This is a genomic window from Bdellovibrio sp. HCB-162 (assembly GCF_047344985.1).
In the GTDB taxonomy this organism is placed as follows: Bacteria; Bdellovibrionota; Bdellovibrionia; order Bdellovibrionales; family Bdellovibrionaceae; genus Bdellovibrio.
The window spans coordinates 477,314-490,277 of sequence record NZ_CP178861.1; the positions used below are offsets into that span (position 1 = coordinate 477,314).

16 protein-coding genes are annotated in these 12,964 nt (G+C 44.5%); 8 read left to right on the top strand and 8 right to left on the bottom strand.

What is annotated here, in order from left to right; genetic code table 11:
* The first annotated feature begins 28 nt into the window (after positions 1–28).
* Both ACLSSO_RS02370 and ACLSSO_RS02375 read left to right on the top strand, forming a co-directional pair.
* Entirely contained in the window at positions 29–517 is a 489-nt protein-coding gene (locus ACLSSO_RS02370) for a YybH family protein (protein ID WP_413943942.1), read from the top strand.
* Positions 518–595: 78 nt separating this feature from the next.
* Positions 596–1,450: a hypothetical protein gene (locus tag ACLSSO_RS02375; RefSeq protein ID WP_413943943.1), complete on the top strand. Its 855-nt coding sequence runs from the start codon at positions 596–598 to the stop codon at positions 1,448–1,450.
* Positions 1,451–1,461: 11 nt separating this feature from the next.
* Here the strand turns inward: ACLSSO_RS02375 and trpS are convergent, their stop codons facing one another.
* A complete protein-coding gene (gene trpS, locus ACLSSO_RS02380; protein ID WP_413943944.1) occupies positions 1,462–2,460 on the bottom strand; it encodes a tryptophan--tRNA ligase in 999 nt (332 codons plus the stop codon).
* A 23-nt stretch (positions 2,461–2,483) separates the two neighbouring features.
* A complete protein-coding gene (locus ACLSSO_RS02385; RefSeq protein WP_413943945.1) occupies positions 2,484–2,975 on the bottom strand; it encodes a hypothetical protein in 492 nt (163 codons plus the stop codon).
* 179 nt (positions 2,976–3,154) lie between these two features.
* On the opposite strand from ACLSSO_RS02385, the gene ACLSSO_RS02390 reads away from it, so the two are divergent.
* The 4 genes from ACLSSO_RS02390 to ACLSSO_RS02405 all read left to right on the top strand — a co-directional run bounded on the left by ACLSSO_RS02390 (position 3,155) and on the right by ACLSSO_RS02405 (position 6,241).
* Entirely contained in the window at positions 3,155–3,634 is a 480-nt protein-coding gene (locus tag ACLSSO_RS02390; RefSeq protein WP_295900062.1) for a phosphatidylglycerophosphatase A, read from the top strand.
* 2 nt (positions 3,635–3,636) lie between these two features.
* Positions 3,637–4,122 (top strand): CinA family protein, encoded by a 486-nt coding sequence (locus ACLSSO_RS02395; RefSeq protein ID WP_413943946.1) that lies wholly within the window; start codon positions 3,637–3,639, stop codon positions 4,120–4,122.
* A 70-nt stretch (positions 4,123–4,192) separates the two neighbouring features.
* The gene (recA, locus tag ACLSSO_RS02400) at positions 4,193–5,320 is read left to right on the top strand and encodes a recombinase RecA (RefSeq protein WP_413943947.1); all 1,128 of its coding nucleotides are present in this window, start codon (positions 4,193–4,195) and stop codon (positions 5,318–5,320) included.
* A gap of 156 nt (positions 5,321–5,476) precedes the next feature.
* Positions 5,477–6,241, top strand: coding sequence for a substrate-binding periplasmic protein (locus ACLSSO_RS02405; protein ID WP_413943948.1), 765 nt, complete (start codon positions 5,477–5,479; stop codon positions 6,239–6,241).
* A gap of 32 nt (positions 6,242–6,273) precedes the next feature.
* Here ACLSSO_RS02405 and ACLSSO_RS02410 read toward each other — a convergent pair whose 3' ends face one another.
* Complete coding sequence (locus ACLSSO_RS02410) at positions 6,274–7,245, bottom strand: hypothetical protein (protein WP_295900051.1); 972 nt, start codon at positions 7,243–7,245, stop codon at positions 6,274–6,276.
* 186 nt (positions 7,246–7,431) lie between these two features.
* Entirely contained in the window at positions 7,432–7,662 is a 231-nt protein-coding gene (locus ACLSSO_RS02415; RefSeq protein WP_295900050.1) for a CsbD family protein, read from the bottom strand.
* A gap of 228 nt (positions 7,663–7,890) precedes the next feature.
* Between ACLSSO_RS02415 and ACLSSO_RS02420 the strand changes: the two genes are divergently transcribed.
* Both ACLSSO_RS02420 and ACLSSO_RS02425 read left to right on the top strand, forming a co-directional pair.
* Positions 7,891–9,450, top strand: a complete 1,560-nt coding sequence (locus tag ACLSSO_RS02420) for a L,D-transpeptidase family protein (protein WP_413943949.1) — start codon at positions 7,891–7,893, stop codon at positions 9,448–9,450.
* Between the two features lie 2 nt (positions 9,451–9,452).
* Positions 9,453–9,755 carry a hypothetical protein gene (locus ACLSSO_RS02425; RefSeq protein ID WP_295900048.1) on the top strand — a complete coding sequence of 101 codons (303 nt, stop codon included), beginning with the start codon at positions 9,453–9,455 and terminating at the stop codon, positions 9,753–9,755.
* A 35-nt stretch (positions 9,756–9,790) separates the two neighbouring features.
* On the opposite strand, the gene ACLSSO_RS02430 is transcribed toward ACLSSO_RS02425, so the two are convergent.
* The 4 genes from ACLSSO_RS02430 to udk all read right to left on the bottom strand — a co-directional run bounded on the left by ACLSSO_RS02430 (position 9,791) and on the right by udk (position 12,959).
* Positions 9,791–10,291 carry a hypothetical protein gene (locus ACLSSO_RS02430; RefSeq protein ID WP_413943950.1) on the bottom strand — a complete coding sequence of 167 codons (501 nt, stop codon included), beginning with the start codon at positions 10,289–10,291 and terminating at the stop codon, positions 9,791–9,793.
* A gap of 14 nt (positions 10,292–10,305) precedes the next feature.
* Complete coding sequence (locus tag ACLSSO_RS02435; RefSeq protein WP_295900046.1) at positions 10,306–11,127, bottom strand: hypothetical protein; 822 nt, start codon at positions 11,125–11,127, stop codon at positions 10,306–10,308.
* 291 nt (positions 11,128–11,418) lie between these two features.
* On the bottom strand, positions 11,419–12,234 hold the full coding sequence (locus ACLSSO_RS02440) for a hypothetical protein (protein WP_295900045.1): 816 nt from the start codon (positions 12,232–12,234) through the stop codon (positions 11,419–11,421).
* Positions 12,235–12,350: 116 nt separating this feature from the next.
* Positions 12,351–12,959, bottom strand: a complete 609-nt coding sequence (gene udk, locus ACLSSO_RS02445; RefSeq protein WP_295900044.1) for a uridine kinase — start codon at positions 12,957–12,959, stop codon at positions 12,351–12,353.
* Positions 12,960–12,964 lie beyond the last annotated feature (5 nt).

Here is a 12,964-nt window from a genome sequence, read left to right on the forward strand (position 1 = left end):
TATTTTTTATATGTGAAAGGAGAATTTTATGGCATTGCAAACAACACAGCCTTCCGAAAAGAAATCAGGATCTCCTTCGACGGGTGAAGCGGAGATCACTCGCTTGATGGAGCAATATGCGGAAGCCGTCAGTAATAAAGATTTAGAAGAAATCATGTCCTTTTACGCTCCCGAAGTGATTGCTTTTGATTTAATGCCGCCACTGCAAATTCTTGGTAAAGATGCTTACAAGAAAAACTGGAGCAACATCACACAAATGGGAGAAAGTAATTTTTCAATCCGCGATCTGCATGTGACAGCGGGTGAAGACGTGGCTTTCAGTCACTGTCTTTGTCACATGACGGGTCAATCGAACTCCGGTGAAAAATTCGACAGCTGGGCTCGGCAAACAGCATGTTACAAAAAGGTCAACGGCCAGTGGTTGATTGTGCATGAAAATTACTCTGTCCCCGTGGATATGCAGGCCGATAAGCCACTTTGGAGTTTGGATCCAGATCAAAAAACGGAAGCGCATTGAAATTTGTTCGGGCGGGGAACTTATAGTTTTCCGCCATCTTGATCTGGCCTTGTGACGAGGCAAAGAAAACTCTAATCTTTGTTTATGTACAAAAGTGGCACGATTCTGACTTTCATTTTTATCATTGGCTGTTCAAGTCCGTCTGCTCGAAGGACGGCGAGTTCACAAGAGTCGACCTTCACTTACACTCCCTCTTATAATTGTGCTGGTTCTGAAGATCCCTCTGTATGGAGTGCCTTAGCCGGCTTTAAAGTAGGACCGTCTTTTCGTTCCATTTTCAAAAGTCCAGATGAAAAAATCCTGCGTCCTTTTAGCGCTGATGGTTGCAGCTTATCTCCGGATGGAGTTCCCCATGAAAAGGCCGAAGCAGCTTGGACCCAATGCTGTGTTTCTCATGACACTGTTTATTGGGTGGGCGGGACTTTAGAAGAAAAAAATCGCGCAGATCAGGATCTTGAAAAATGCATCGCTGAAAAAGGATATCCAAAAATTGCGCATTTATATAACTTATCCGTCGGCCAATTTGGCGGGCCTGAAAGTTCTCAAGATTTTCGCTGGGGTTATGGATGGAATTACCGGCGTCCTTATGCTCCTCTGACTGATGAGGAAAAGAAACAAGTTCAAATTCTTTATGGCGCTAATCTTGAGAAAACACAAAAAGATCTTAGAGAGAATTTTAAAAACCTCAAGGTTTCTTGCAGCACCGAAGACAAGGCGTTGAAAGGTTTTAACAAAGAAGAAAAGTGGATTTATTCCTATCTAAATAGAAAATTAAAAAAGGATGATACCGTCCAGTGGGCGCGCCGCTTTTCTCATGAAGAAATTCAGGAATATCTATTGAAGTTTGAAGGCTGTTCCACGCCGATCGCTTTTATGTTTTCGGCAAAAAGTAAAACACTGATTGGAGTTCGAAGCTCTTGCGAGGAGCTTTAAAGAGGTAGGAGCTAAATGCTCCCTACGCCCATAATCTTTTTCATCTCTGCAACGGTTTGTGCGACGACTTCGCGAGCTTGTTCGGAACCTTTGCGACAGATCTCTAAAACTTCACCTTTGTCTTTGGCAAATTCCTCGCGACGTTTGCGGATTGGTGAAATCATTTCTTCTAAAACTTGCGTCAGACGTTGTTTCACAGTGCCATCACCCAGTCCTCCGCGACGATAGTGATCTTTTAATTTTTCCACTTCTTCTTTGTTGGGATCAAAAGCGTCTAAGAACGTGAAAACAACGTTTCCTTCCACTTGTCCGGGATCTTCAATGTGCAAGTGGTTGGGATCAGTATACATCTTCTGTACTTTTTTCTTCAGTTGGTCGAAGGGTTCCGCCAGTGAAATGGAATTTCCCAGCGACTTGCTCATCTTCGCTTTACCGTCGATTCCGGGCAAACGCCCTTGGGTTCCTCCCAGAGCTTTGACCTTTTTGAATAGTTCCGTGTTGTAAAGATGATTGAATCTTTGGGCAATTTCGTTGGTTTGTTCAATCATTGGATTCTGGTCGTCTCCGACGGGAACAACGTCGGCCTTGAAGCAAAGAATGTCGGCAGCCTGGCTCACGGGATAAGTTAAAAATCCCACGGGCAGATTTCTTTCGAAATCTTTTTGCGCGATTTCTGTTTTCACTGTGGGGTTTCGTTCAAGGCGCGCGACTGTCACAAGATTCAGAAAATAAAATGTCGCTTCGAAAAGCTCCGGAATCATTGATTGAACAAAGATCGTACTTTTCGCAGGATCAATGCCCACGGCTAAATAATCTAAAGCCACTTCGACGATGTTCTCGCGAATCATCTGCGGGTTTTTAAAGTTATCCGTCATGGCTTGCGCATCGGCGATGATCAGATATTGCTTGTGAGTCTCTTGCAACTCCACACGATTTTTCAGTGAACCAATATAGTGCCCCAAATGCAGTGGACCCGTGGGGCGGTCTCCAGTCAAAATGACAGGTTTCATAAGTGATCTTTCAAACTAAAGAATTAACGAACGTAACATGGAACTGTTTTTAAATTATTTCCCATCATGATTTGCACAATACGTCCCTGGCCGTCGTGGGAAAATTTTAACCAATGCTCATAATAGTCACCCAGTTCGACCTTGATGTCTTCTCCAAGGCCGGACCACTGATTTGTGGATTGGCGAACTCCGTATTTAGCCGTGATGGGAATTTTAAAATTAATCTTCTGGCCGCTGTCGAATCCATTGGAGTTGAAATCGACATCTAAAACTTCGACCCATTGATCGCCGCCGGAAAACTTGCGCAACTCACGAGAACTGCGAGTCTTCAAAGTGCAGTTCATGTGAGGCGCCATTTTCCCGGCGCCTAAAGTTTTAGATATAAAATCGAACATTTCGGTATTCAGAGTTTTATTGACCTTGGGATCGTCGCTCGCCATAGGAACTTCCTGAGCGGAAACGATCGAGTCGGCCAAATAAACGAGGGTAGCAAGGATAACCATCCACTTAAGCATTAGAATCCTCCCCAGATCCCGAAGCTTTTGCAGTATCTGTAGTAGAGTTCATAAAGTCGAATCGCTAATTTTGATGGGTGCTATAAAATTTTATTGTAGGTGAATGCGGCCAGCGGCTTGTGTTTTGACGCCCATCATTTTGCTTTGCAATGCAAAAAGGTACGGCGTACCTCCTATCTATGCGCAATTTCTTAAAGCAATTAGCAACCTTGTTTGGCGTTGGTCTTTTTCCTAAAGGCCCGGGCACAGCCGCTACTGTCGCAACGATTCCGTTGGTGTTTCTTTTGTCGAAATTAGGACCCTTGGTGTACATGGGGGCGATTGTTTTGCTGCTCCCCGTCGGAATTGCTGCCTGCGAAGTTTATGAGCAGGATAAGGGTGGTCACGATCATAAAGAGATCGTAATTGATGAGGTTTTAGGTTTTCTTATTACTATGGTCTGGCTTCCTTTGACATGGCAGGCCATTTTAATCGGTTTTGCCCTGTTCAGATTGCTGGACATCACAAAGCCTTTATTCATAGGATATTTAGATAAGAAGATCCAAGGAGGTCTTGGGGTGATGGTGGACGATGTGGCCGCGGGGATAATTGCGAGTCTCATCATGCAAGTTCTCTACACTCAAACCAATTGGTTGGGCTCTCAGGTGTTGGTGCCGTAACAATGTCACTGGACAACGAGAAGCTTCAAGAACTCATTAGATCCCTTCGCGACCGAAAACTCACAGTGGGTTTTGCAGAAAGTTGTACTGGAGGTGCACTTTCCGCATTTTTGACAGAGCAGCCTGGCGTATCCGACATCTTTTTAGGCTCTGTGGTTTCTTACTCTAACGAGGCGAAGGTGGATCTTCTGGGGGTCCGTCGAGACACTCTCATGCAAGAGGGTGCGGTGAGCGAGAAAGTCGCTCGTCAAATGGCGCACGGAGTGCGTCGACAGCTAAAAACTGATTGGTCTGTGGCAATCACAGGCATCGCTGGTCCGACCGGTGGAACACCGACGAAGCCAGTGGGCACTGTATGCATTGCTATCGCTGGACCGGGGTTTGAAGACTCACGAAAGGAATTCTTTTCGGGAGATCGCAAAGCCATCCAGCAGAGGTCCGTCGACTATTCAGTTCGTTGGCTGTGTGAAGTTCTCGACAAGGTTTAAAAGATCGGCCCCGGCCGGCAAACATTAACAATAAAGTATCGTAGCGGGTGCTACGGAGAGGGAAACGCAGATGGCAACAACAACTGTGGATACAAAAGCAAACAACGAAAAAACAAAAGCATTGGAATTGGCTGTTTCAGCAATTGAAAAGCAATTCGGTAAAGGTTCAATCATGCGCTTGGGCGCAAATGAATCTTTGGTTAAAGACGTAGAAGCGATCAGCACAGGCGCATTGAGCTTGGATATCGCTTTGGGTATTGGTGGTCTTCCAAAAGGTCGTATCGTAGAAATCTACGGACCAGAGTCTTCTGGTAAAACAACTCTTTGCTTGTCTGTGATTGCTCAAGCTCAGAAAAAAGGTGGCGTTGTTGCTTTCGTCGATGCGGAACATGCATTGGACGTAAACTACGCTCGTAAATTGGGTGTGAACACAGAAGATCTTTTGATCTCTCAACCAGACACAGGTGAACAAGCTTTGGAAATCACTGAAACACTTGTTCGTTCTGGCGCGATTGACGTATTGGTTGTCGACTCCGTAGCAGCCTTGGTTCCTCGTGCAGAGATCGAAGGCGACATGGGTGATTCTCACGTAGGTCTTCAAGCTCGTTTGATGTCTCAAGCTCTTCGTAAGTTGACTGCGGCGATCAACCGTTCAAACACATTGGTTATTTTCATCAACCAAATCCGTATGAAGATCGGTGTGATGTTCGGTAACCCAGAGACAACTACGGGTGGTAACGCATTGAAATTCTACTCTTCAGTTCGTTTGGATGTACGCCGTGTTGGCGCGATCAAAAACGGTGAAGACGTAACTGGAAACCGTACTGCTGTTAAAGTTGTGAAAAACAAAATGGCTCCGCCGTTCACTAAAGTTGAATTCGATCTTATGTACGGTGAAGGTATTTCTGAAGAAGGCGATCTTCTTGATCTTGCAGTGACTGCAAACTTCGTAGAAAAATCAGGTGCATGGTTCTCTATGAATGGCGAGCGCATGGGCCAAGGCCGCGATGCTGCAAAAACATTCTTGAAAGAACACCCAGAATACATGACTGAACTTCGTGCAAAAATCTTGGCAGCAAATGGCATCGGCAAATTGTTGGTAGACGCTAACGGAAACAACGGCGAAGACCACGAAGGCACAGAGCCAGTTGAAGCTGAAGAAGCAGCACCAAAAAAAGCAAAAAAAGGTAAGCACTAGGGCCATCAGGCCGCAGTGCCGGAGCGACGGCGGTCGCGCAGGCTGAAGCAACCCACTCCTCGGAGTGGGTTTTCTTTTTCAAAGTCCGCAAGTCCTCACTGTCGGAGTGCCAAGAGTCTTCTTTGATTAATCTTTAACCGTATATTATAACGGGATATGATTTTAAAAAATCTCTTCCTGATTTCTCTCATTCTGCTTTCGTCAGTAAGAGTGCTTGCTGTTGAAAAGTTGTTATTTGCTTCCTCGGACAGCTTGCCGCCAAAGATTTATAAAGAAGACGGTGAACTTAAAGGCACCTACGTCGAAATCATTCGTGAAATCTGCAAGCGCATGAATGTGGAAGCCGAATTCGTCACATATCCATGGGCGCGAGTGATGGTGATGGCAAAAACTGGAAAGGTCGATGCGATCTTTCCGCCCTTTAAGACACCTGACCGCGAAGCTTTTTTGTATTTTACCAGTGAACCGATGAGCCACACTCGCAACGTGGTTTTTGCTCCGAAGAAGAAACACATCACCGTTAAAAATTTGAGCGACCTTCAGGGGCTTACTGTCGGAATTAACGACCAATATTCTTATGGCCCTAAGTTTGACGCTTATAAAAAGAATTTGAATCTTGATCTCAGTAACAATGAAGAGATGCTTGTGAACAAACTGGGTCGCAAAGGCACAACGAAACGAATTGATGTTGCTATTGCCTCGGAAGAAGTCTTTAAGTTTTTAAGTAAACGCCTGGGCTTTTTGGACGATTTCGAAGTGGTCTATGTTCTTTCCGCCAATCCTTCGTATGTGGCCTTTTCGAAAGCCAAAGGTGTGAAAGCAAAAGAGTTGGCAGAGCAATATAACAAAATTCTTCTACAGCTTAAGAAAGAGGGATTTGTGCAAAAGATCTTAAACAAATACATGGAAAACGAGAAATAAAAAAGCCCTCCGAAGAGGGCTTTTGATGGAAACTATTTCCAATCCTTAGGGATAAAACTCACGACAAGTTCTTCACCGCTCATTGCGGACCAATCAATCTTGTTACCAAGAATAACGGCATTTTTAACAGAGTCATAAACCCAACCGTAGTGCATATCTCCGGCAACCAGAGTCGTTGCTCCGAAAGTTACAACGATGCTGCTTACATCAGGCGCGGCTGTCAGAGGAATTTCCTGAGTGACTTGGCCAACAAGACCGGCACCGAGTTGACCTAACTGAATTCCATAATCTTGTGCGCAAAGGTTGATGATTTTTCCATTCAGAAGTTTAACAGCAGTTTCGATACGGTCATTTTGATCTTCTGAAGTCATGCAGGACCTATCATTCGTCGGAACTTGAATTGCAGCGACAGTGACTTGGTTTGGATTTGGTTTCAAAGCTTTAAGAAAATTTGAGAAGATTTCCGGAGTGACCTGAGGTGAACTCTGGTCGCCGGCATCGGTCAACATCACGACAGCCAAATGGGCTTGAGGTCTTAAAAAACCAGGATGGTCTTGAGACAATGCGGGTTCAGATAAAGCTGCGATCGTGGTATCGAAAGGTCTTTCGGTCGCGCTTCCGTTTGTATTAACGTTCAAATTCGCCGCTAGAGTTGTTAAGAAGTCAGAACGGTTGCTATCAGCAATTTTATTTGTACCATTGAACTTGCCAGCACAAATACCTGCATAACTGCAGTCCATTGTCGTCGTTGTAACACCTGCGTGAACATGCACACCGTTTTTAAGAGCCGCTTTCGTTAAAGCAGGAATATTTGTGATCAGATTTTTTTGATGCTCACTCATGCTGCCAGAGTCATCGATAACAAAGAGAACATCGAGTTCACTGACTTGTGGTTGAACATGAATTTCAACTCGGCCAGGAAATGCAAAAGTTGTTTTAGTGATTTGAGCAGCTTGCGCCACCGAAAAGCCCGTCAAGAATAATGCAAAAATAAGCAAACGCATTCGTCCTCCCATATTTTTGGTGGCAGGCTAGGGGGAGGAGTTGACAGATTCAAGGTTATTCCGTGCAGGTGTTCCATAAAATTCTGCAAACGAATTTACGCATCTTGAGAGCGGCGAAATGCGTCGAAAAATAGAAGTTGGCCGCATCGCTGCGGCCAACTTGTATAGTAAAGTTTTAAGTCTTTTTTAGCGGTTGAATTTTCTTTTCAAAGGACTGTCGTATTTTTTTAGCAAGGAAGTCAGTCGAAACTTCACTTCTTCTTCGTGAAGGCCGCATTTTTGCGCCACCAATCCGTAAATGGATTTGATGCTTCCGTGAGTGAGTTCCAGTTCATCCGCTGAAATATCCTCCCACGTTTTTTGAATTTCCATTTTCAGTGCAGGCCAATTTTCTTTAGAGATTTGCGTGTTCATCATAATCACTCTCCCGTCTCTGGCTAGGAAGAGAAGCAGGGGGAGTGCCAAGATGCAAAGGGCTTTAATTCGTTCTAAAGGAACACCTTGGGGCAAAAATCCCTGAAGGCGGGGATTGTCACCCCTGACAGGGATTCGGGAATTATTTTCTCTTAAGCACTTTCCTAATACCGTAAATTGGACCCTACAGCGGCAGGTTTATTGAACAGTGGGTTCGCTGATGAGGTGAACATGCGAAAACAATATCTCCTGGCGGCTCTGTCGTTCGCAATTTCTATGGGAACAGTGGCGCCCCGAGCTTACGCCGAGCCTATGACAGCGATGAACTCGTTGGCGAGTTCTCAAGAGTATCTCAATGCTCTGAATGCGCTGGATATGTCATCAGTGCGTGAAGCGCTGGTGAATATCTGGTCTCACGGTATGAACCCGAATGCTTATTGGACGCCGGAGATGGAGCAAGCCTTCATTTCAGGGCAGATCGAGCAAGCTCCTTTGCGCCGTCAAGTTTTGCAAGTGTATTTGCAAGCTTTAAAAGATGTGGCGATCGGAAGCACAGATCCTCAAAGTCTTGCATCTGATATCAAAATCAAACGCAAAGATTTTTTCACCGTTGAGCAACTCAATTCATTGGTTCTTGCAAATGGCGGAAGAGCGGATCTTGTGCTGGAGCAGGTTTCCCCGCAATCACCAGCGTATCTTTCTTTGCGAGAAGCCTTGCGCCGCTTGTATCCGCTTTTGTTAAAAGGTGGTTGGGATCGTATCAGTCCCGTGAATAAGGAACTCTCTTTAGGCGTACGTCACCCTGTGATTGTGAAGCTGAAAGAGCGTTTGCAGGTTTTGGGTTACAAGATTTCAAGCATTGACGATGTCTTCGATCAAGAGATGCTTCAAGCGATCAATGATGTACAAACAAATCTGCGCATGAAACCCGACGGAAAAATTTCTCCGGGCGGTCGCACGTGGGGATTTTTCTGGGTGTTCTGTGGAGAACGCGTTCGTCAAATCCAAGCCGACATGGAAAAACTGCGCTGGTTGCCACAACGTCTTGAGGACCGTCATATTTTCGTGAATACGGCATTCTCGCATTTTGTTTTGACCGACAAGACACAAAACAAAGTGATGAGTTTTAAAACCATCAACGGAACTGCCGAAAGAAAAACGCCCACGATGCGAGACAAGGTGACCTATCTTGTTTTGAATCCGACGTGGACAGTGCCGCCGACGGTGTTCCTCAATGATAAAGTTGAGATTATTAAGAACCTCGATAAGAACGGTATTCGCAAATACTTTACGGATAACAACTTTGAAGTCTATACGTCCGATTTTTCACGCACGATTGATCCGACAACGATCAACTGGAGAGGTATTAGCTCGGCCAACGTGAATTTCTACATCCGTCAAAAACCAAACTATATGAATGCTTTGGGTGTTGTGAAGTTCATGATGACAAATCCTTACGCGATTTATCTGCATGACACGAACCAAAGAGAGCTTTTCGCTGAAGCTCAGCGTTTGCGCAGCTCTGGCTGTGTGCGTTTGGAAAAACCTTTGGATTTAGCAGAATATCTTTTGGCCGGAACGGAGTGGTCACGTCCTCAGATTGAAAACTTTGTCGTGAAACCAGGACAAGTTCTTCCAGACGAAACACGCGTGAATTTGAAGAATCCCATTTATGTATATTTAATTCCTGTAACTTCGCAAATGAACTCGGATGGTGTAATCCGTTTCGTAGAAGATGCTTACGGCCATAATCAATTGATTTTAAATAAAGTTCGAGGAATCGGAAGGTAGTTATGACAAAATTTATTTTAACTCTGGCATTGTCTTTTTCTTTCACAGCCTGGACTCAGCATGCAAATGCAGCTCCGATTGCGGCGGCTTCACAAGTTCTAGTAACAGGTATTGTTGAGCACGTTGAAGCTATGGAAAACGAAGCAATGGTGAAAATCATGGGCATGCAGCAGCTTTTGATTATTAAAAACTTAATGAGTTTTCCAGAAGCCAAAATTCAAGCGTTGGTTGATAGTCAAGAACACAGAACCACCGTTCGTATTAAAGTGAACGAAAAAAATCAGATCATTGACGTGATTCTTTAAATGAAAAAGGCCCCTCTCTAGGGGCCTTTTAGTTATTACTGAACTTTTTTATCTTTTTTTTGAGCGCGTTCTTCCTTACGAGCCTCTTTTTTTTCCTCTCGTTTTTGCTTTCGCTCCTCTTTACGGGCTTCGCGCGCTTCTTTTCTTTCTTTTTTCATTTCAGTGTCATCTTGTCTATGCATCGAAGATACGGATTGTCCGAGAACTTTAGGATCAACACCCAATTCTTTGGCTATTTTTCCCCAGCCCATCTTTTGTTCTGTGCGCATTTTTAGAATTTCATCAACAGATTTGCCGGACTCTTTTGCAAGAGCACCGACCATATTGTACTGCGACTCAGAAATTTTAGAGTCTTGCATCGCTTTGATTTGTTCATCCGTGAAGCCGTATTTTTCCTTCAGCTTCGCCAGATTGTCAGAAGTCGAAGCTTCCTGGGTGGCTGCGGGTTCCGTACTTGTGGCTTCGTCTTCGGCATAAGCGGCCAGTGGGTTGATTAAGGCGCCTGCCAAGAGAAGCACGAGAAGTTTTTTGTTCATACAACACTCCTTTGTTAGTAGTTGACGAGAAACTTTCCTAAAAGAACCGTTTCGTTATAATCCTGGTAACCACTGCGGGATTTTTGCGAATAATTCTGCAATGAGAATCCCGCAGACATATCAGAAGACAGAGTCCGGTTGGCCTCGACGGTCAAAAATACGGTTGAATATCTCTCCTTCGCCGTGTCGACTTTGCTGACGACTTGGCCATTCTTGCGCGTGATCTGTGTCTCTGTCGTCAAGTCCCTTGAAAGAAAATTTGTTTGTTTGAAACCGAGTTCGCCCGTGAGATCCCATTGTGATGTCAGCTGATATTCGATAAGCCCCGACGCCAAAATGTAGTAAGAACTAAAGGCACTTTCCGAAGAAAGATTAAGACCTATTTCACCAGTGGCTTCAAGGTACGTCGCCGGGTTCAGCTCATAACCATAAACCGCATTTTCACTTAAAATGTGATCTAAGCGATTTAAAGAATAATAATCGCGAGCTTCATAGGCCGTAGTGAGATCTAAAGTGGTTCTCGCTGAGAAAGCGTAATTTTTTTCTACGGAAAAAGCGGCACCATAATTACTAAAAGAATTATCCGTGGTCATCGGTTCGCCATAGACGTATTCTTGGCCTCTTAATTCGACCTGACATGTTTTATCAGACCAGCATTTTAAACGGTCTGAAAGACCCCATGATAAAACGTCGTTGGAGTTTTCTTTGCTGTAGTCTTTATAACCTAAGCGCAAGCCAAAGACGTTATCGTCGGTCTTAAGAGAGTTTCTTGTTCCCAATGAAAGAAAGAAGTCACTTTCTTTATGGGTGTTTGTCAAAAGAGCGTTGTCTGTCATTCCAAGTTCCAACCTATTTCTCGAAGTCCAGTCTGCGAGTGCCGATGAAGTCAAGACGAGGAGGAGTGTATGTAAAGCGACGAGGTGTCGTAAGTATTGCATAGGATCTAATTATAGAAAGCTTTGGACGCTTGAAAAGAGGAAAGCTGATTTGAAATATACGAATGCCAGGCTGAGACTGGCCATGATTGATTCTGATAAGATTGATTTTGTGAAGATCTTTTTGACAATAAAAAAGCCCCAGATCACGAAGAGCCGAGGCTTTTTTGGTTCTCTATTTTAAGAGTTTTTTTACGGCTGTGGTTGAGGCTGTGGTGGTTGTTCTGGTTTTTGGTTCACCAACCAAGTCGCCACGTGATCTAGCATCGTTGTGATTTGAGAAATGCTGTCGTAAGTTTCTTTGTCGTCGCTAAGAAGTTTTTCGATGATCTCCTTAAGTCCTGGTTGATTGGCATCAAAACCTTTGTAAGCAGGATTGATCACAGCTTGGATTTTGCCGTTCACACCACCCGTGCTTGCCGATAAAACAGCTTGAACAGATTTAAGTTCAACGTCTTCAAGTTTCAAGTTTGCAGGAAGTTTCGTCATATCGATTGTCGCGTTGATGCGCAATCTTGCAGACTGTACGTTTCCTTGAGCATCTTTTTGCAAATCTTCCATCGCGATATCTAGGATAGCCGCTTCGCCGTATTTTTTTGTGTATTCAGAAGCAAGATCTTTTGCCAACTGATCCAGGTCTGTACCGAATTGGTTGATTGTCTCTTGGCCAAAAGCTTTTTGAAGATCTAATTGCAATGACAAGTCTGCCGTTGCCGTTGGCGCAGAACCATCACCGTAGTGGTAGCTTGCATTTTGAAGTTTCAAAGCCAGTTCGTTCTCAGGTCCTTTTTTAGTCACAGTCGCAGCAATACCAAAATCCAAAGCGCGAACAGCATCGACATTCAAGTCAGTGAAGCTGATGTCCATTGTTGTTGTTTCGTTATTGAACGGAGCCACAATTGCAGCGACTTTTTTATTCACTTCTTCTTTAGTGATAAGAGTAGCGGCAACAGCGAGTGAAGAAAACACGAACACGAAAGGCGTTGCCTTTTTAAGCAATGATTTCATTTAAAACTCCCTTATGGTTTGTTGATGTGAAGGCTTGTATCAGAAGACAGTGCGCAATGGGAAGAAAATGCGAGCGTTGAAATCATTTCTTTTTGTTCATTGCACACGGGCAAGGATCAGTTCAGTGCGGAAAGCTTTTGGCAAAAGAACTTCAAAGCTTCGCTGTATTCACCCAAATCTTTGATCACAGTTTCAGCGAAATTTTTTGAAGGTTCGACGAACTGATTGTGCATAGGTCGGACGTGCAGCTCGAACTGTCTCTGAACGCCTTCAGGAGTGCGGCCGCGCTCATTCACGTCGCGGTGAAGACGTCTTTGGTAGCGAAGTTCTTCAGGAGTGTCAAAGAAGACCGCCTCATCAAGTTCCGCGCGCACTTCGTTAGAATGAAGAATCAAAATACCATCGACTAATACGATTTTTTTCGGAGAGCTTTTGATCGTTTCAGGACGGCGGGTGTGAGTCACGAAATCATAAATTGGAATTTCGATGTCGTGACCTTTTTTGAGTTTTCTTAAGCCCGCCGCAAGAAGAGAAAAATCCAGACTGTCAGGGTGGTCAAAGTTGACGGAGCCGCAGCCTTCAAAGCGGTGTGATTGATCGATGTAGTAGTTGTCTTGGTAAAGGATCATGCAATTGTCGTCGCCCAATTGCTCTTGCAATTGTTTTGCGAAATGTGTTTTGCCTGACCCGCTACCACCTGCTACACCGATAATGTACACGCTCATGCTTT